Annotated in this window: 21 protein-coding genes; 8 read left to right on the top strand and 13 right to left on the bottom strand. The window is 39.9% G+C overall.

Features of this window, described 5'->3' with window-relative positions; translation table 11 throughout:
* Window positions 1-17 precede the first annotated feature (17 nt).
* The 4 genes from OCK74_RS09160 to OCK74_RS09150 all read left to right on the top strand — a co-directional run bounded on the left by OCK74_RS09160 (window position 18) and on the right by OCK74_RS09150 (window position 3,076).
* The gene (locus OCK74_RS09160; protein WP_279296726.1) at window positions 18-1,664 is read left to right on the top strand and encodes a L,D-transpeptidase family protein; all 1,647 of its coding nucleotides are present in this window, start codon (window positions 18-20) and stop codon (window positions 1,662-1,664) included.
* Between the two features lie 30 nt (window positions 1,665-1,694).
* Window positions 1,695-2,138, top strand: coding sequence for a hypothetical protein (locus tag OCK74_RS09155; RefSeq protein ID WP_279296725.1), 444 nt, complete (start codon window positions 1,695-1,697; stop codon window positions 2,136-2,138).
* Window positions 2,139-2,393: 255 nt separating this feature from the next.
* The gene (locus OCK74_RS27945) at window positions 2,394-2,579 is read left to right on the top strand and encodes a transposase (RefSeq protein WP_423803148.1); all 186 of its coding nucleotides are present in this window, start codon (window positions 2,394-2,396) and stop codon (window positions 2,577-2,579) included.
* A 107-nt stretch (window positions 2,580-2,686) separates the two neighbouring features.
* A complete protein-coding gene (locus OCK74_RS09150; RefSeq protein ID WP_279296724.1) occupies window positions 2,687-3,076 on the top strand; it encodes a hypothetical protein in 390 nt (129 codons plus the stop codon).
* Between the two features lie 110 nt (window positions 3,077-3,186).
* Here the strand turns inward: OCK74_RS09150 and OCK74_RS09145 are convergent, their stop codons facing one another.
* From OCK74_RS09145 to OCK74_RS09115, 7 genes are all read right to left on the bottom strand, one after another.
* Window positions 3,187-4,509: a TIGR00341 family protein gene (locus OCK74_RS09145; protein ID WP_279296723.1), complete on the bottom strand. Its 1,323-nt coding sequence runs from the start codon at window positions 4,507-4,509 to the stop codon at window positions 3,187-3,189.
* A 304-nt stretch (window positions 4,510-4,813) separates the two neighbouring features.
* Window positions 4,814-5,134: an HPP family protein gene (locus OCK74_RS09140; protein ID WP_279296722.1), complete on the bottom strand. Its 321-nt coding sequence runs from the start codon at window positions 5,132-5,134 to the stop codon at window positions 4,814-4,816.
* Window positions 5,135-5,510: 376 nt separating this feature from the next.
* Entirely contained in the window at window positions 5,511-5,672 is a 162-nt protein-coding gene (locus OCK74_RS09135; protein WP_279296721.1) for a four-helix bundle copper-binding protein, read from the bottom strand.
* A complete protein-coding gene (locus tag OCK74_RS28085; protein ID WP_279296891.1) occupies window positions 5,669-5,734 on the bottom strand; it encodes a four-helix bundle copper-binding protein in 66 nt (21 codons plus the stop codon). Before OCK74_RS28085 ends, OCK74_RS09135 begins: the two co-directional genes overlap by 4 nt.
* A 114-nt stretch (window positions 5,735-5,848) precedes the next feature.
* On the bottom strand, window positions 5,849-7,063 hold the full coding sequence (locus OCK74_RS09125; RefSeq protein WP_279296720.1) for an NAD(P)/FAD-dependent oxidoreductase: 1,215 nt from the start codon (window positions 7,061-7,063) through the stop codon (window positions 5,849-5,851).
* Between the two features lie 252 nt (window positions 7,064-7,315).
* Window positions 7,316-7,471, bottom strand: a complete 156-nt coding sequence (locus tag OCK74_RS09120; protein ID WP_279296719.1) for a hypothetical protein — start codon at window positions 7,469-7,471, stop codon at window positions 7,316-7,318.
* A 224-nt stretch (window positions 7,472-7,695) separates the two neighbouring features.
* Window positions 7,696-7,818: a four-helix bundle copper-binding protein gene (locus tag OCK74_RS09115; protein WP_279296890.1), complete on the bottom strand. Its 123-nt coding sequence runs from the start codon at window positions 7,816-7,818 to the stop codon at window positions 7,696-7,698.
* Between the two features lie 249 nt (window positions 7,819-8,067).
* Between OCK74_RS09115 and OCK74_RS09110 the strand changes: the two genes are divergently transcribed.
* Window positions 8,068-9,186, top strand: a complete 1,119-nt coding sequence (locus OCK74_RS09110; protein ID WP_279296718.1) for a lactonase family protein — start codon at window positions 8,068-8,070, stop codon at window positions 9,184-9,186.
* Here the strand turns inward: OCK74_RS09110 and OCK74_RS09105 are convergent.
* From OCK74_RS09105 to OCK74_RS09095, 3 genes are all read right to left on the bottom strand, one after another.
* Window positions 9,124-9,513 (bottom strand): DEAD/DEAH box helicase family protein, encoded by a 390-nt coding sequence (locus tag OCK74_RS09105; protein ID WP_279296717.1) that lies wholly within the window; start codon window positions 9,511-9,513, stop codon window positions 9,124-9,126. The genes OCK74_RS09110 and OCK74_RS09105 overlap by 63 nt on opposite strands.
* Window positions 9,514-10,797: 1,284 nt before the next feature.
* Window positions 10,798-11,067: a hypothetical protein gene (locus OCK74_RS09100; protein WP_279296716.1), complete on the bottom strand. Its 270-nt coding sequence runs from the start codon at window positions 11,065-11,067 to the stop codon at window positions 10,798-10,800.
* Window positions 11,068-11,725: 658 nt separating this feature from the next.
* A complete protein-coding gene (locus tag OCK74_RS09095; RefSeq protein WP_279296715.1) occupies window positions 11,726-14,677 on the bottom strand; it encodes a type I restriction enzyme HsdR N-terminal domain-containing protein in 2,952 nt (983 codons plus the stop codon).
* A 662-nt stretch (window positions 14,678-15,339) separates the two neighbouring features.
* Between OCK74_RS09095 and OCK74_RS09090 the strand changes: the two genes are divergently transcribed.
* Window positions 15,340-15,690 (top strand): DUF6876 family protein, encoded by a 351-nt coding sequence (locus tag OCK74_RS09090; RefSeq protein WP_279296714.1) that lies wholly within the window; start codon window positions 15,340-15,342, stop codon window positions 15,688-15,690.
* 65 nt (window positions 15,691-15,755) lie between these two features.
* Here OCK74_RS09090 and OCK74_RS09085 read toward each other — a convergent pair whose 3' ends face one another.
* From OCK74_RS09085 to OCK74_RS09075, 3 genes are all read right to left on the bottom strand, one after another.
* Window positions 15,756-15,938, bottom strand: coding sequence for a hypothetical protein (locus OCK74_RS09085; RefSeq protein ID WP_279296713.1), 183 nt, complete (start codon window positions 15,936-15,938; stop codon window positions 15,756-15,758).
* Between the two features lie 4 nt (window positions 15,939-15,942).
* The gene (locus OCK74_RS09080; protein ID WP_279296668.1) at window positions 15,943-16,152 is read right to left on the bottom strand and encodes a hypothetical protein; all 210 of its coding nucleotides are present in this window, start codon (window positions 16,150-16,152) and stop codon (window positions 15,943-15,945) included.
* 101 nt (window positions 16,153-16,253) lie between these two features.
* Window positions 16,254-17,009 carry a hypothetical protein gene (locus OCK74_RS09075; protein ID WP_279296712.1) on the bottom strand — a complete coding sequence of 252 codons (756 nt, stop codon included), beginning with the start codon at window positions 17,007-17,009 and terminating at the stop codon, window positions 16,254-16,256.
* Window positions 17,010-17,162: 153 nt separating this feature from the next.
* Here OCK74_RS09075 and OCK74_RS09070 point away from each other — a divergent pair, with 153 nt between their 5' ends.
* Together OCK74_RS09070 and OCK74_RS09065 are read left to right on the top strand one after the other, a co-directional pair.
* Window positions 17,163-17,369, top strand: coding sequence for a hypothetical protein (locus OCK74_RS09070; RefSeq protein ID WP_279296711.1), 207 nt, complete (start codon window positions 17,163-17,165; stop codon window positions 17,367-17,369).
* Window positions 17,370-18,043: 674 nt separating this feature from the next.
* Window positions 18,044-19,501, top strand: coding sequence for a glycoside hydrolase family 130 protein (locus OCK74_RS09065; RefSeq protein WP_279296710.1), 1,458 nt, complete (start codon window positions 18,044-18,046; stop codon window positions 19,499-19,501).
* Window position 19,502: the final 1 nt, after the last annotated feature.

Raw genomic sequence — 19,502 nt, 5'->3', positions numbered from 1 at the left:
AATAAAGGAGATTCTGAATGGCTAAAAATTGCATATATGGCCAGATGTTAATAAAAAGCGATTGGTGCCTGAAGGTGTGCGTTTGGGTTATGATCGTTGTTGGTTTCCTTACACAAATGAATTGTCAGGGAAAGCAACTGAAAGCATCATTGCCAGTCGTGCCAAGAGATACAACAATAAAGCCACAGGATGCTTATTCTCAACTTTTTTTGGATAGTAATTTTGTAGCATCCTTCATCAAATCCGAAGTAAGTTCTGATTCAGTTGCTAATGATATCACTAATTTTTACAACATACGAAATTTTCAATATGCCTGGTTTCATGAAGATGGGTTAACAGAGCAGGCGGATGTCTTCTGGAATTTATACGTTGATATGATTAGTAATGTGGACAGTTCAATTTACAACCGGTCCCTTTACTACAAGATGGATCAATTGCTTAATGAAGATACTTTATACCCATTAGATCCGGAGCAACAAGCATTATTAGAATTAAGACTAACACAAGTTTTTTTCCGATATGTTCAGGTTGCCTATAAAGGAAAACTGCATCCCGAGCAAATGAAATGGTATATACCCAGAAGAAAACTGGATGCCGTAGTATTACTCGATTCCTTGTTCGTAAAGAAAAACAATATAAAGGAGTGGAAGCCTTTAAATCCATCTTTTCACCGGTTATATGATGCCTTATTTCAATATTATTCCATAGAAAAAAACGGTGGTTGGCCTACCATACAAACTTCCAGTTATAAATGGAAAAAAGGAGATAAACATAAGGTTATAGGACAAATAAAGCGGCGCCTGAGAACTTCCGGTGATTTCCCTTCTGCAGATTCTTCTTTCTTATATACAGACTCATTAGAGGATGCAGTGAAAAGAATAAAGGTAAGTTATGGAATGAAAGATAATGGGATCATTGATGCCGCTTTTATCAAAGAGCTAAATGTATCAGTAGGGGAGCGGTTAAAGCAAATGCTGGTAAATCTGGAAAGGATGCGCTGGATGCCTGAACAACCTCAGAATTACATAGTCGCCAATATTCCCGAATACAAATTACATGTATATGAAGGTGGAAGAAAAGTAATCAGTATGAACATTGTGGTAGGAAAGGCAGCAAACAAAACTGTTATTTTTTCCGACCAGTTGAAGTATGTAGTTTTTAATCCATACTGGAATGTGCCTCGCAGTATCGTACGGAAAGAAATGATGCCTGCAATCCAGCGAAATGCCAACTATCTAAGTCGGAATAACATGGAAATTACCGGCTATAAAGATGGGCTGCCTGTAGTACGGCAAAAACCCGGTCCAGGCAATGCACTCGGTAATGTGAAATTTATATTTCCTAACCAATACAACATCTACTTTCATGATACGCCTGCCAAAACTTTATTTAGTAGGCAGAAAAGAGCTTTTAGCCATGGCTGCATTCGATTGCAAAAACCAATGCTTCTTGCAAATTATTTGTTACAAAGCTATTCTCAATGGACGCCCGAACAATTGAAAGCTATAATGAACAATAAAACAGAAAGATGGCTCACTCTTGATCAGCCAGTACCAGTTTTCATAACCTACTTTACTTGCTGGGTAACCCCGACAGGTGTTATAAACTTTAGAGAGGATATTTACGGGCATGACAGTAAAATGGCGCAACATCTATTTCAATAATCTAAGTTTTTAAAATAAAAGTTTTCTTTTATGCAAAGTAAATCAATCAGCTTCTCGCAAAGCATTTTTATAAATATATTATTAGCAGGAAGTCTTATGTTACTATTAAACTCCTGTTCCAGAAAATTAAACTTTTCGTCATCTGTCGTAGTGCCTGCAGCTGAAGGTTCAGTAAAGGTTAAAAAGGACCGGAATAAGAATTATTCCATTAAAGTAAGTGCCATCAACTTAGCTGAACCCGAAAAACTCCTCCCGCCCAAAAGCACATATGTTGTTTGGATAGAAACAGAGCGGAATGGAATTAAGAATATAGGACAGCTAAAAAGCTCCAGTGGCTTTCTTACTAAAACCCTGAAGGCAACCTTAAATACTGTTACATCATTTAAACCTAACCGCTTCTTTATTACCGCAGAAGATGAAGCCAAAATTCAATACCCTGGAGGACAGGTAGTGTTGACAACCAGTCATTATTAACAGAATAGCACGTTGTTTGTAACTTAAGATTTGAAAACTTGAATAATGATATGGAACATTATTATACCAAGTCTATATGTAAAAGGGGGTTCCCTCAAGGCAGTAGTCACCGATTAAAATGGCGCTGCAAAGAAGTAACTTGTTGTACATAAAATGCATAAAAATGAAAACCAATCAACTTACTTCTGCTCCTAAAGGAAACCCTTCGGGGAAGGTACAAAATAAAACTGACTTTTCAGCCCATGACCTCTTTTAGTGGAAGTGGGCGACCTGCATCGCTTCAAGAGCTTTGATGCCCTGAACCACTTTGTGGGGCTTTGCCCGGATAGCCACAGCAGCGGAGAGCGGGAAAAGCACACGGGCCTGGGTGATCGCAGGCACAATTTATTTCCACTGAACACAAGGTCAATATTCAAGGGCCTTTACAGCCATAAAGACTGAAAGTCCCGAAGGGACGGCATTAATATAGTACCACCAATCCCCCTCCACTACTCAAAAGCCCCGAAGGGGTGACATTAGAAAGCTATCTAAAGGACACCTCCATAACAATGCATTATCTTCCCAGCTTAATGGCGGTTTGGTATCAGATCAATTCACTAAAGAAGCAGCATGCAGTCCAGCAACAGCAATTAATAGAACAAACGAAAACCTTGCTTGCCAACTCAGTTAAACACTATTTGCAATTGATAGCAAAACCCTACGTTTGGGCTGTACGCACCGAGATGATGAATGGAAACATGAACCAGGTACATTTATATGCTAATGACATGGTGAAGGAAAAAAACTTTAAGACTATATTGATCGTCAACAATAAAGGAATTATTGTTTCTTCAACTGATAAAAAGCTGGAAGGACAATATTTCGCAACCGTTGGAAATAAGTCATACTTAAATACAAATAATACGGTCGTTGAACAGGTAAATGATAGTCTTTTGTGATGTCTTCTCCTATCATAGGATTTAACAGCAGGTTAGGCTCGTTGATCATAAATAATTCACCAACCAAACTCGTTTTCAAGTCGAAAAGGGATTTATCATAATCCCGTTATTTATTCAATGATCAGTTTTATTGAATCTGTTTTAACGCGTTCTTTCAACCATGTCCTGAGCCTTGTTCTTTCCCTGGCTGAAAAATACCTGTCAAAATTACCTACGAATAAGGTGACTGTGTCAAAGTGAACTGTATCCAATCTCTGTACAACAGATTGCGATAAGCTAAAATCCTTCATGTCCGGATAGAGTGACTTAATTTCAGTTTTCAGGTCTGGCAAAGGCATTTCCAGCTTATTACTAAAACTGGACGTGGTGTCTCCCAATTTCCTATTACTAAAAACATCTTCCAATACACTTGCTTTTATTTGTGCCAGATCTATTTCCTGTTTTGCATCCAGTCCCTGACGTATCACAAGATTTGTTCTATCCAAATTATAAATGTGCATCCGTTTTCGGAGCGAATCAATTTTATTTTCCGGTAATCTTTGCCCGATCAGCAATAGTTCAATAGAAGATGCCTTGGGTTGAAATTTAAAATTCCTATCCACTACCTGTGTTTGCGGAAAACTAAATTCATTTTGAACAAAGCTCTTGGCGTTTTCTTCAAATATGGTTCTTTGCACTATTCGCCAGGCCAGGTAAATACTTGGCAAAATAGTCAGGATAACGATAAACCAAATAGAGCGGATTACTCTTTTTTGTTGTGATAAAGTGGCAAATTCCTTTTTATGAAATTTTAAGTAGCGGACAATTAAAAATGTGGCCAGGCATATAAAAAGACAATTGATAAAAAACAGGTAAAAAGCGCCTAAAAAATAAAACCATTGTCCTGTAGCCAATCCAAAACCAGCCGTACATAAAGGCGGCATTAAAGCTGTGGCTATAGCTACACCTGGGATCACATTACTTTTCTCCCGTCTTGTTCCTGCTACAATACCTGCTAAACCGCCAAAAAAGGCAATGAAAACGTCCCAGATAGTAGGTGTGGTCCTGGCTAATAATTCTGATTTCGCAACATGTAATGGCGTTATGATGAAATACAGGCTTGATGCAATCACACTAATACTTGCCGCAACCAATAAATTCTTAATCCCCTGCTTTAACAAATCAAAATCATTAATACCAATGCCAAGTCCAATGCCCATTATAGGCCCCATCAAAGGTGATATGAGCATCGCGCCAATAATAACAGCAGTGGAATTTACATTCAATCCAATGGATGCAATGAATATGGCAAAAATCAATGTCCAAAGATTTGTGCCCTTGAATTGCACGTCACGCTTGATAATTTCCACAATTTGCCGTTCATCCGCTTTATCTTCATCAAGATTAAAACGATGTTTGAAAAAATTCTTTATAGCAGTGATAATTTCTTTCACAGTATTCGATAATGTTTAGAGGTATAATTTGTTTATGTTTGTTTTGCAACAGTGAAAAATACCAATAAATAACTGAACTTGAATTCGTTGTCAAATTAAAATTTTTAAAATCACCTTATTCATACTTGCGAAGCTGCTTAACAAATAATAATCTTTCCCCAACTATAAGGATCTTCAGTTAAAAATATCTTTATTAAAATCGTAGCTAGTACTATAATGCCTACCACTATATTACAGATCACTTCACGCATTTTGTGGTTATTTCAGCCAATTTTTTCTTTCTTCTTTGAAAATCTCGTTCACTTTACCTGATCAGCCAGTGTGACGCCCTTTGTAGTCCTATCAGAATCACTATCAGTACAACCGCTGAAATAAACAGCATTAGAGTATTAGGTTTTGTGTATTGAAAAGCAAAGATCATGGCAGAGGAAACGGCAGGAGGATGCATAGCTTTAGCACCAATCATTACAGCAATAGCAATGATCATGGAAGTGTCAGCTGTTAAATAACCTGGTCCCAGTAAAAGATACATCAGATAGCCAATAACAGCAGCCGACATTTGGGCAATAGAAAGAGTTCGTAGGGTGTCTGGGATCCAGGCAGATGAGAACCGCGCTGGAAACAAGAGAAGAAAATAGCAACAGCTGCTTACTAAAGGTTTCCAGTAAGATCAACACTGCTATAATCATTGATACAGGCATAATCGCAAGTATGATCTCAGTACGTATGTCAAACCTCCTAAACATTTCTTGCATATGCTAGTTGGGTGTATCAAATGTGGAATTATTTATCAGCACAGTGATTATGCCATTGTGCGGTTTTACAAATTAGAAGTAGATTAGAATTCATATCCCCATTCCGCCTGTTGAATCTGCATTCGTAGAAGAAACTGTCACAGACGGAACGAAGATATGAAACCGTCAAACTTCACTTAGATGTTCACTTTTTAAGTAAACATCAAGTGCTCACCATAAAACAAAAGGATATTGGACATCTATTTATTAGGCTGCCATCCTGCTGCACTCTTCCATACAGCTACTGCAGGCTCTTGCACATTCCTGGCAATGTTCTGTTTGATGTTTGCCACATTCATCACCACATGCCTGGCATATATCTGCACAAATACGACAAATCTCCTGTGCCTTACTGCTTCCTAAGCTCATGAGCTGCGCTGATGATAGCAGATAGCAGCGCATTCCATATCCAATTGAATGCATCTTGCCATCATTTTAACATCATCTTCCTGCGTACAGTCGTGTGAGAGGCTCTCCCTGCTACCTACAAGTGGCAGGGTCGTCAACTCGATTAGGCAACGTTTATCATCAGTTTAGGATCAATGTTAAGTAATATTGCTTCCGGTTTCCATCGTACCGGTTATTCGCTGTATGTTTTCAGGCGAAAAAAATTCAGGAATGGGTACTGTTCCAGCGAGAGTTCCAATAAAACGATTAGTTTCTACCTGGTTTTCCCGCAAGGCAGTAAAAAGATATTCCATATCAGGTGGCGGCGGCTGGAGTGTTGCCCAATCGCAGGTAAATTCATACATAGGCATTACCTCTTCATCACGAGTCAGTTCGTAATGCTCCAGCGCTTTCTCCAACGTTTCCTTTCCTGAAAACCCTGCATCCAGTGCATCAGTGAGCATTTCGGCTGCATGGATCGCATCGCTGATGCCTTGTGCTGTTATAGGGTCTTTGTGATAGCCTGCATCACCCACAAGCGCCCAACCAGGACCTGATGATTTACGAAAGAAGTTGCGCAAGTCAGCCATGCCAAAAAAACGCTCCTCCCTTTTACCCTGGCGTACCAGTTCGGCAAGACTTTTATTAAGTTCTAGTGTCTTCATGTAGTTGCCTTCAATGTCACTGCGGTAATCGTGAAATTCATTTGCAGGCCATGCCACAGGAAGGCAGGTAAGGCCATCATTCGTTGGAATGGCACCGATAGCCCGGTTCGGCACAGAGTATAACACAATATCTTCCACCGGCATGCCGCTCCAGTAAGTATAATACCAGCATGTCAGTGGCTGTCGGCTATTGTACTCCTGTGCGTCCACTGTCCGTGCCACAATTGAATTTTTACCGTCTGCACCAATTACCATCCGCGCATTCTCCCTGACTAATGAGCCGCCCTTGTTGCGGCAGCGAATGCCCGTAACCCGATTTTCATCCATTATAATTTCCTCTACCACACAGTTTTCACGCAGTTCTGCGCCGGCATTTACTGCTGCATCTGCCAAAATTTTATCGAGCACAGTACGCCTCGGTGCAATCACCTCCACAACTTCAGAGAAAAGGGGTGAGCCCGTTAAAGCAAATGGACCAAGGTCTAGGGTCACTTTGCTTATTTTCGGGCAGTTTGATGACAGTATAGTGTCCAGCAGTCCCCAGTGCTTCAGCCGTGATGCTCCCGGCGGCCAGATGATATGGGTTGAGATAGTGTCACTCGGAAATGCAACTTTGTCTACTAAGAGCACCTTGTAACCCTTGCGTGCAAGCAGCATCGCAGTTGGTGAACCGGCACAGCGGGCACCAATAACTATGACATCGTACATGGCTTAAGGATTTTTCACAATACAATTTTACAATCATGAAATTATTCTTGCATATCTGCGCTTTCGTTCTCAAATGTTGCCTAACGATCACCAGTATTTGTGAAACGGCTGAAGTCTGGGTTACTACCGTTTCATTGTACCCATGCCATTGATTATTAATTTATGGCTGAAAGTTAATACAGGAGTAGCCGTTTCACAAATATTATTGTTATATGCCCTGTTCTGAATCTAAGTACTTTGCTCTGCTAATAACTAGAGGTATTCTTTCCGCTGGCGCTCTGTCAGTCCAGGACATGAACCTTGTCTCCAAAGCGCAGATAATTCAGTTGTAGTCTTTAACCCTTCAAACTCTGGAATAACTTTATTACAAATGATATTACTGATTTCTTCTGCAGCTTGTTGTGCCATCTTCTCACTATTTATTTATCAGTGCTGTGATTGTGCCACTTTACTGTTTTCAGAATTAGAAGTTGATTAGAATTCATATCCCCATTCCGCCATTTGAATCAGCAGCTTTCAAAAGAACTGTCACTGGCGGAACGAAGATATGAACCCGTCATACTTCACTTAGACGTTATTCTTTTAAACGTCAAGTGTTCACCTTAAAAAAAAGGATATTGGAAGTCTATTTACTAGGCTGCCATCCTGCTGCACTCTTCCATACAGCTCCTGCAAGCTCTTGCACATTCCTGGCAATGTTCTGTTTGATGTTTACCACATTCATCACGACATGAAAAAGAAACAACAGCTCCAATTCCATTGAAAACTACATACCAATCTTTATGCTCATGAGCAGCATAAATTCATGCTCAGTAATTTCCTTTATTGTTTCTATTTTAATAAATGCGACAAAGCCGACTGGCAACTGAAATAGAAAAATTAATTTTGCAACATTGTACAAGGTTGCACCTTCACTGAACAATATTCGCTTACCCTATCTATACTGCTCTATACTGTGCCACATCCTTAGCTGCCTATCTTTTTTAATCTTTAAAACCTGTAGTATGAAAAACACCAGAGCAATTGTTGCTGTGCTTGCTGTTGCCACACTTCTTTCGTCATGTCATAAAGATGGTAAGGATGAATTTGACGATTTATTTAATAACGGTAATGTCTATACACTAAACAATCAAGTTAAAGGGAACAGTATTATTCAGTACAAACGAAACGCCAGCGGCTTACTATCACTTACCGGTACAACACCGACAGGAGGCCAAGGAACTGGTAGTGGATTGGGCAGCCAAGGGGCTTTGTTCCTTAGCGAAAATCACAAGTGGCTTTTTGCCGTAAACTCAGGCAGTAATGATATTTCTGTGCTTAAAGTTTATGATAAGAGTCTTACTGTAACCGACTTGATAGCCTCCGGTGGAACTAAACCCATCAGCATAACCAATTTTGGGTACTGGGTATATGTATTGAATGCAGGAGGTGATGGCAATATCGCAGGGTTCTATCTTCATTCAAATGGCACCTTATCACCTATATCTAACTCCATCAAGCCTTTGAGCAGTAATGCAGCCGACCCTGCACAAATTTCATTTTCCCATAACGGTACTGCTTTAATTGTAACCGAAAAAGCAACTAATAATATCCGTAGCTGGGAATTGAATTCATCCGGTGAACCAATAGCTGTGCATAACTTTGCCTCAGCAGCTCCCACTCCTTTTGGATTTGCTGTAGGCCAGGAAGGAAAGATTTTTGTATCTGAAGCAGCAGGCAGTGTTCCCGATGCCAGCGCTTTATCAGTATATCATGTAGATGGCAACGCAAATCTAAGTTTGATAGACGGACCTGAATCCACTACAGAAACCGCAGCCTGCTGGGCGGTATTGACTGGTAACCAAAAATATGCTTATGTTACCAACGCTGGAAGCAACACCATTAGCGGTTATAGCATCAGCCAAACTGGCGATGCTGAGTTGCTGAATAGCGATGGCATGACTGCTCAAACAGGCAAAGGGCCTATAGATGCAGCTTTGAGCTCCCATTCAAATTTCCTATACATATTAACTTCCGGGAGCCATACTATTCAGGGATTTTCGGTACATAACGATGGCAGTTTAAAACTGATTGAAGAAGAAGGAGGTTTGCCAATAGGCACCAGTGGTCTTGTGGCTAATTAAAGTTAAACTCAATGGTAATAAAATGGCTGCTCTTGTAGGACAGCCATTTACCATAAACTTGGAAAGTGTGTCTTCTGCATCTAATCCAATGTATCGGTTAGTAAGGGATAAAGAATCAAGGTTGAAGCCTTGTTTTTTAATTCGTACTTCCAAAGCTGTAAGATGTTCTTTTGTTGCAATAATGATAATGCTATCACCTGCAATAAAACCAGAGCCGATAAATCCTTCTAAAGAGTCTAAGAATATCTTGCCATTCTCATAAATCTGAACTACATGGTCGCAGGGTGCTATTTCGCCCCGGAAGACCTGTAAATCGATTATTCCCAACCCTCGCTATTCTTATACATGTTATTATAGGTTATATGTGTTCGCCTTAAAGGTACAAACAGTTCGCATATTTGATGTTGAAACATTTATATAAGTCGCCCCTGCAAAATCAGGCTGTAATGATGCTTTTCCCTACATCAGAGCCGGTACCAACAAACATCAACGTTCGGAGAGAGGATTGAGATTGTTTCATCAGGAATAATCTGAGGCAGCTTTATTCATTAATATATAATAGAATCAAACTGCTATAATTTTTTTTCAAACTTACCTCAGAATGAAAGAACAATTTTATATTCTAAAAGTTTCCCTAAATAAATAAACTGTATCAGCCTTATTACTAGGCTTTATATGCATAAAGCAGCATCAGAAAAAATATAGTTGCATCATCAGATGTAAATAATACTAATAAAATCCATTTTTCCTAGTTTACCTTATCCTATAAATGGGAGGACTTAAAACAAGGTATGGTATTAAAGAAATAGTGTATTGATTATTAGGATGAACCCAACACAAGTAAGTTCAGTTGATCTTCTGTTGCGACGCTCCGTTCAACTTTCTGTAATTCTATTTAGCAGTTCCTGAATTTAGAGTCTTTTGATCTACCCACCGCACACAAAAACTTTATCACTGCTCTAACCGCACAAGATCCACAAAGCAGCCATAAAGTTTTCTGCCAACTCACTCCTGACACAAAACCTCGCTTCTTTTCCCTCCGCACAGCAGCCTTGTTCATTCTCTCTTTCACTATGCTCATTCGTTCATCACAAAGCTGCTTTCTGCCAACGCTTCATTCACTCTCTATTTCGAACAACCGCAGTATATATCAATCGTACCCCGCACAGCCCCGCCAAGCCGGGCAGCAGGTGCAGCATCTCACTGCACCCACAATACGCAGCACCACTAGCCCGGTCCTGGCGGGGCTTACCAGCGCTTCCTCTTGATCTTGCTTGTAAGCCTCTAATATTCGACTTGCGTGCCCTCATCCTCCTGTCGTCGGCTGTTCCAGGTAAAAAGGTCTCTCTCAGGCAGGGTCGGCAAGCAGGCGTGCCAAACCCTTGCAGCAGCGCCAATAAGGTCTATACGTCTCTTGTATGGTATTGGCGCCGCTGCAAGGCCCTCTGGGTGCTCCGCTATCGCTCCGCAGTTTGTCATGCTGTTTGCAGCTCCCTCTGCCTTCGTTCGGGCAGCTCCTGTGTCCTTCACCCATCTTCGTTCATTCCCTCCTGCGTTCCGCTCCATTCCACCCGTTCGCCCCCTACATTTTGCTCCAAGGCATGGCAGTCCTTACCAAAACACAAATGCAACGCTCCAAACCTTAACACACAAGCAATACCCCAAGGCCTGCACATACCTTTCCGCAAAGCAATCAGCACAAAGGCTCACTGGGTTCCATTCCGCTCCCCTCCGTCGGTCATTCACTTCAGCAGGGTTCAGTCCACCCGCTGCCCACATTTGTGCTCGCCTGCGCTGCTGCCGGCTGCGTTCCTGGGCTTCACTGGCGCAGTACCCTACCTTATGTTTCCACACCACATATCCAAAACACAAACATGCCACGTTCCGCCCCGTCTCTGTGCGCCCATCATTCCCTGACGGTCATTACCTGTGCGCCCCAGCCGGCAGCGCTCGCAGCCGCTTCCGTTCAGCCCTGCCATGCTGCAAATCCCTCCGCACAACGGGCTTCCTCCAGCGGCTTTAACGGCTCGCCCCCTAAGTGCCGCAAGTATTCGGCACGCCCCGGGCTTCATTAAAGAGAAAAACCTTATTACGGCATTTGAATCGGAGATTTCCGCCTAAGTGAGTAGGATTGAGGAAAAGAGAATATGTAGCCTTTCGGAATATTACTTTAAAGTGGCTCCTGCACTTAATGAACCGCTTTATACGAGGCCCGTACGTACAGTGGTGTGCGAGGCGCTCCCTACTACCCACAAGTTTCAGGGCTGTCTACTCGTTTATCAGCATTCACTTTATCTGTGATTACGCTAACTTAAATGTGTAACTAAAAGTGCCTCTTTGAGAAAATAATCGTATCGCAGTAGGGTCTGTCGTGTGCAAGCTTGCGTTGTGATTGCTACCTCTGCGATTGGTAATACCACTCCTTAAAAACTTTTGCATTATAGCTAAGTGCCGCCAGCAATAGCACGAGGTAAGTATATGGCAACCTCTAAGAAAACAATTATAACAATTAGAGAATAAAGACCTTAGGAACGGAAATTTATTCTTTATTTTCTTTAAAAAGTGTTTCCATATCCGATTTAAGAAAACTATAAACCCAATTCCTTAAAACACAAAACTCGTCAACTTTGGGAGTGTTTATCTTGTCTATTGTTTTGATTAAATTATAGTAATCATTATGAAGAATTTGGTCAAGCGAGAATCCTCTCAAAACGTTTGTTTCTCCTCTTGTAAAGGGTTCATCTGTTTGAGTTAATTTCTTAAAATTTATTTTCACTTCTCCATCTTTAGAGGAGCGATAACCTAACATCCCCCACTTACGAACATCTTCATCCTTCATGTAAAAAAAGTACTCATGTGGAATTGTCATAAAAAATGGAAACCTGTCTTTAAAGGTTGGAAAACAATATTCAACAAATTCTTTGTAACAAGAATCTAAATGCTTCAAAAAGGTTTCTATGTATAATTTAGCTTGTCCTTTACTAAATTGCCGTGTTCGAATTTGCGGTATATCTAGGTTTCTTTCTCTTTCGCAAAATGCTTTTGTTTCACTAATCGATATATCTGGGCAAGGCAAGTGATGTTCTGCAAGTTCGCTATAGCCTTTACTTAATAGGATCTCTACAAGTTTAAATAGTTCCTCCATCGGAGGGAAATCTCCTATGATATTTAATCTCGGAACATCAAAATTTCCTCTTAAAGCTGCATCAATCTTATCAGCTTTTACTTTTGGATCTAAATGATACTGCCTTTTGTAATATTCACTAACACAGAATTTATACAGTTGGTCTCTTAGATTCTTTAAATCGATTGGATAGATTAAGTTAAATCTTGGCAGGTAATAATCCTTTATTGTAAAGCTATATCCGAGTTCTTTGAAATAATAATAAAGAATGGTCGAAACTTGTTCCAACAAAAGAATATCGGAATTATATACACTTAGTCTGCCTTTTTCAATTATTTCTTTAAGCTGTTTAAATATGTTTTTCTGAACAGTTTTGCTTTGATCTTCGATCAATAATGATAGGTTACTTCCGTAAACTGTGTTTACACCTTTTTCAAAAAAAAGATCATTATCTAAATTTGAAAATATGTTTCCCAATTTTGCAAATTGAACTTTATTCGTCGAATTAGAGTCTAAAGGGAAAAGTGCGTAACCGTCTTTCTGCAATAAATCTTCTGGCAAGAATATTCCTATATCACCTTTGGTTTGGGGATCGAATTTTTCCTTAAAACTTTTGAAATGCTGTTCCAGATAAGAATTATAGCTATTCACATATTTTAACGATTTATCCCTCTTGAATTTGATTAATGTTCTCTTGTGTCCATCACTTGCGTTTTCTAGATAGAAAGAGATTGCACTTTGCCCGATGTAATTTTCATAGAATCTCTCGAGTGTGTCATAAAATTCATCTTCACTAAGTTTATAAAGTTTATAAGAATGAAAACAGATGATATAATCACGGATTTTAGAATAGTAGAATGATATATTGTATGAATCATTTTTATTAGACCTAATAAGTATGTTTCTTGCGAATAAATCTTCAGGTATAGTTTCATCTATGGAAAACTCTAATTTTTCTATTAAGCTTTCCACTTCCATTCCTTCGTCATGGAAAGTTTCCCAGGAGGCGTATTTTTGATTTATTAAAATCTCTCCGATTTTTGACAGAATCCGCAAACCAACTTGAAATCCTATGTCAGTCTTTTCAAGGGATTGTTTGAGATATCTTTTAATTAAGTCTTTATCATTTATTTCTTGAGGAACCTCTCTTTGACTATACACTTCACTGAATATTCTTAAGAAGAAGCCATTTCTTAGCGCTTCCGATATTGACTTTGAAATTTGGCCTTGAAAACCAAAAGCCTCTTTGTATAATGGTAATATTGAGTTGATCTCTTCATCACTGAAATCTTCTAATAGAAAACCTGGGCAATTGTCAGCGCTAGAGATCTTTTCATGAAATCTACTTAGCTCCTCAAATAAATGAGTGGGAGTGCCGTTTTTCTTTAAGATATTGTTCCAAATATTTGCTTTACAGCTAATGCATATCTTGACTCTCCTCATAGTTCTTATCGAAAGAGCTATTTCGCTTAATTCAATGGCTAAATGAGAATCTCTACTTTCATCTATTGCATCGATGAAGATTAGAATATTTCTATTAAGAAAACTACCTAATTCATCAAGCTTTTTTAAAACGCTATTACTTTCACTTTTGCTGGAAAAAACAACATTTAAATCTTGAGCGATATGCTGTAAAGGAGATTTGTTGATTATAGCTGCATTATAGAAAAAAACAAATTCATTTTCTAATTGTTGAAGAGCCAATGAGCACATTGCATTTGTTTTGCCAACCCCTGCCGATCCAACTATTCCAAATACTGAAGCTTCTGAACTGGTAAAAGTATTAAATGCATTTTGTAAGCCTTGTCTTTGAACATGAAGTTCTTTTACAAATTTTGCATAAGGTTCATTGATATTGCCTATTATCGGACCCATTCTATCCCGAACTTGATCTTCGCAAAATTTCTTTAAGTTTTCTGATGAAAATGAAACAAATTTCTTTAGAGCTTCATATCTTATTCGTAGATCAATATCTGTGGATAGTGTACAATCATTTTGCCAATAGCTTGACTGGTCAGAAATCTTGGTTCCAGTTAATTCTTTTCGAGAGATTGAATCGAAAATCCTTGTTGTTTTTCCGTTTGTAATAATAGTAAATGGAGCAATATTGTCGGTAAGTAGTCTTGCATATGAGATTCCTTGCTCGATGTCTTCTTGTTCAATGGAAATTGAATCATTTTTTAATTCAACAATGAAGAGATTGTTCCCATTTCTTTTACATAAAATATCTGATCTTCCATTAATAGTATGTCTAGACTTTCCAAGTTTAATCGAGAATGACTTTTCTAACGAAATCTCGGAAACATCAAAACCAAGGTCATTTAAAAAGGGTAATAATAGCTTACCTCTTATTTCTTCTTCGTTCATTAACAATCTATATTTAACTCGTAGGCTAGTTCTGGATTTTAATGACAATGATATTCTTAAAACCTGAGTTGCCATAACAAATCTAGAAAACTGCTAGCTGCAATCGAAGCCCCATTTATAAGCAAACATTGTAAAAACGTATGATTTACACTTTCTCATTTCGGGGACTCTCACTCATTGCTGCTTACACTACTAATTTACGAATCAAGCTCATCCTGTCATGAGATTTTTTAAAAATCTATATAACTTCATGCTAATCAATGTCTTTCAATGCTTTTCTATTTTGCATTCTTTGTTGCCCCATCTGAATGAGCCATCCATAGTGCTAATCTGAACACAAGAATACGCAATTGCATTCCTCGTTTCCCAAGAGCATTTTTCTTGCTGTCTGTCCTTCCCAAAAGAAAAAGAAAAAAAGCAAAACAAGGTAGCAAGGGCAAGCCTTGCTACATCAGGCTTTTAGCTGCTACCAAATTTTTTAAGGCCATAAACACAGATGCCTGCGCTGCGGCGTTCCTACATTTCTCTCGAAGATTCTAACAGCTCTCTTTTATAGCCAAAAAATTTGGTCTGCAGCATTGCCCTTGCTTCTCCGGGGCTTTCTTTTTTTCCCTTTTTTCTTTTGGGAAAATGACTTTTTAAAACCTACAAATGTAAATGTCATGACTAACGCAAACGACCACTTCGGCTACAGCAATGGCTCAGAACGCTTCTTCTATAATCAACCTTCCAGGATCTTTTTAACATCAGGAGTAAAACACCTGGTAGATACCTGCTCCGCCTATTGGTTCATTGATGTGATCATCTCTCACCAGTATAAAAGACAGATAAAAAATCACCGCTTCCAGGTGTGGGAACTAAAACGGATCAATGAAAACCGGTTTACGATCGTTGCTACCGATGGAAGCCACAACCGCATTGCCTATCAGTACATTCTTTACAGTGATTTTACTTACGATCTCGCCACCCTTTGGCTGGTTAATGGTACGCTGATGCTACCTAAAGAATACTGAAATGAAGAAAGGGCCAACCGGCCCTTCTTATTTTCTCTAAAGTCACCACTACTTATAGAGAACATTCATTTATGGAAATACCTAACCACTGCTTTCAACACTAAAGTTACCACAAAACTCACGGCCGCACCCACAGCCGCCAGGACTGCGGTCTTAAGCAGATCCTCGCTACTGATGTTCACCAGGATGGTAAGCATCGTACCTGCTGCTGTGCCTGCCTTAGTGGTATTGTCGAACACGTGCTCCATAACTTTATTCTCCTTCAACAGCTGCCTGACTCACCGCAGAAGCCACAGATCCGGCAATGGCCAGGTATCCGGCTATTTTGACCACCACTAACGGCAGGGCCAATGGTGAAGTGGTCAGGGCAATGCTTACCGCTGTAAGTGCCAAACCAATGTTCCGCAGCTTTACAAAGAAGGGTGGAGTAGGGGCCTGGATCCTGCTCATGATTTGTTTCATAACTCTGAATTAAGAAGTAAGGAAAATGGATTTAGAAAAAGGAAACCAGAGCGCTTGCCATGCCTCTCTCCGGTTTCCATGGTGTTTCACAGGATGATATCTTATACACCCTCAACTTTGATCAAAGCCAGGGCATTGTAGGCGCCATTCTTCAGTGGATAATATTCACCATTCACCTGTTGCAGGAATTCAATGCCCAGCACCTGGAACAACGGATGCACACTCGCTGCAGTAAGTGTAGATTCCAGGCTGAGGGCTGCTGTTGGCATGTTGTCCAGCGGCAGAATAGCAGTTTGCTTGGTGTCCACTACAAACTTGCCTCCTTCAAAGTCAACTTCGGCTGCCCCGGAATTAATCCTGAAATGCGTGGCACCTACGGGAGCTGCAATCATATGAGCAGGAATGAAAGGTGCTACCGATACGGTAAACTGACCTGTAGCCCTGTTGATAACAGCATCATAAGGCGCATAAAGAGCTGTAGTTAACTTCCCATTGATGTTGAATTCAAAGCCCTGTAACAGCTCTAATTCACCATCCAGCACATTTCGCATACCGCGTGTACTGGTGTCATCCGCCTTCACCACTTTGACCATTTCAGTAGTCAGACGGCTGGCCAGCCTGCTATCAGCCACGTTTTGCAGTAAGCCCTGGATGGAATTCCGGAGGAGTTTGGCAGCCTTACCGGCCCTACCGAATTCAGCTCCGTTTTCCCGGGTTCTTTCAAAGGCAGAATCGGTTGCAATGCGGTCACCGTCTACGCCGCCTTTCTCGCGAGCCAGGTAACCGTCCTGGGATTTGTAAAAAGTGATATCACCAATCGTTCCCTGGAGTTTGATGATACCCATTTGTTTAGCCATAGGATAAAGTTTTTAAAAAGTCTTGCCAGGCAGGGAGGAAGCAATTGCAAGCCCAACAAGAAATGATAAATAATGATTAATTTTAAGTTCCTCACCACAAGATTATTACACCATATTAGAAGCCCAAAGTAGCGGTACCGCTATTGCAGCATTATGCAGGAAATTGTACCAACTCGCATAGTCATCTATGCCAAAGACATCAGCAATATAACAGGCAGGAAGGAGCGCACTGCCCGAAAGATCATTGCCCAGATCCGCCGCCGTTACAACAAAAAGCCCGGCGACCTTATCACCATCTACGAATTTTGCGAACACACAAACCTGAACGAAGAAAGGGTCCGCCAATTCCTAACCCGGTAAATGCCAGGATAGAATAGGAGTGTAGCATGGATAAAGCCAAGATAAAGTATAGATAGAGTATTAACAAGCCTAATTCAGTTCAAAATAAACTAAATGTAATGGTCACTATAATGTGCACTAATTGGTAAAAGCATGGCTCCTGATTATTATTTCGCTTCAATAATTTTTGAATCAATTTGTTGTTATTTATGCTTTTATCTTGTATATTTGCACCGCATTAAAGCTCTTATAAATTCCAATAAAGTCAGTCAATTTATCCGGTTACCAATTCGGTTACCTTTTTGAACTGGTTTTTTGAAATATAATACAGTAGTGGTTTCTGTGATCATATTCTGATCCCAGCGGGATCACAGACTAGGAAATAACCTCTTGAAATTCAAGGGGTTATTTTTTTAGTCGGACAATTCTTATTTTCTCTTTCTTCCTTATTTCACTTTACAAATTTACCTCTGAAGAATTTGACTGTAGTTAATGATACAGATGATATGCTAAATGCCGGTATAACTGTATACTTGACTGAATGGGTTACAAGTACTCTAGGAACAGTAGCAATGGCTTCTGGTGCGGGTTCGGTCGCCTAACGGCCGCCCGGAGAACTTATGTGTTTGCGCGGAATTAAAACCCTTCAAAAGATATTATTAACTTACCTTCAACAGCTAACCAAAATTACACAAATGGCAATACCTGTTAACAGGACCAACATAAGGATCCACCCGGATTATAAGAAAGTGATCGCAAGGTTTTTTAATACAGGTAATGAACGTTCACTCCTGATCATCAATAAGGTAATGCAGATGGATGATAAGGATGCGGAAATCGTATTAAGTAATATTTTTAAAGAGTTCTCTAACCGTTACAGGAACATCTACGATATCTTTCTGAAACATTTTGCTTTAGTCAAAGATCTATTGCCACTTAATGAGCAACATGCTATATCCGAAAAAAAATTGCTGATTGGGGCCTATTTTACAATGGAATATTCCATCGAAGCGGCAGCCCTGTTTAATCCTTCCATAGTGGAAGATCCGGACCAGGGTGGCGCAGGTGCCGGGCAAAAAAAAGTAATCGTAAGTTTTAGGGCTACTGGTGAAAGCCATATTTCTTCATTGGTGTTCAAACGGGGCTTATTGGATGAAAATGGAATGATCCATTTTGAACCATCCGGCAAGTATATCAGTGAGGGAATAGTGACGCAGCAAAAAAATGATAACAAACTAGCTTTTGAAAAGTTATTGACACAAATGGTGTTGCCGGAAGATATTTATCCCACCATTTTAAAACAGTTGCAAGACCCGTTTTCCTATAAAGAAATCGAGAAGGCCTTAAAAAATGCCTTACTGAAAATAGAGTCGGCTACTGAGAAAAATAAGATCAAATATGACATTCTTAGTATGGTGAATACCAGTTACGAGGTGCATTTCCCCCCTGAATCACTGCTGTCAGAACGTGTTATTTTCCCGGTAACACTTACAGAGAAGAATGGAATAGAGGATGCAAGATTTGTAAAGTTTATAGAAGATGATGGCTCATTCACCTATATCGCCACTTATACTGCTTATGATGGTTCTTTTATTTTGCCTCATTTAATTACAACCCGTGATTTTTGTGATTTTAAAGTAGCACCCCTACATGGAAGAGCAGCCATCAATAAAAACCTTGCATTATTTCCCAGGAAGATCAATGGGCAATATGCAATGATCTCCCGTATTGATGGGATCAATAATTATATTATGTTCTCTGATGACCTGTACTTGTGGGAAGAAGCTATATTATTACAACAGCCAAAGCTTCCATGGGAATTGGTGCAGATAGGCAATGCAGGTTCCCCAATTGAAACGGAAAAGGGATGGCTGGTGATTACCCATGGCGTGGGACCAATGCGCAAATATTGCCTGGGTGCAAGTTTATTTGATTTGGATGATCCAACTAAAGAACTGGGAAGGTTGAACGAACCACTCCTAGTGCCGAATGAAGAGGAAAGACATGGTTATGTGCCTAATGTGGTTTACTCCTGTGGTTCAATCATTCATGGTGACAAACTATTCATCCCGTATGCCGTGTCCGATCATGCCTCATCTTTTGCAACCGTTCCGCTTAAAGAATTGTTGGAGGAAATTATTAACAGCAATTAAT

Origin of the sequence: Paraflavisolibacter caeni (genome assembly GCF_025628885.1) — a bacterium.
GTDB classification, from domain to species: Bacteria; Bacteroidota; Bacteroidia; order Chitinophagales; family Chitinophagaceae; genus Flavisolibacter; species Flavisolibacter caeni.
The sequence above is the reverse complement of the archived record's forward strand: the minus strand, read 5'-3'. Positions and strand labels throughout refer to the sequence as shown.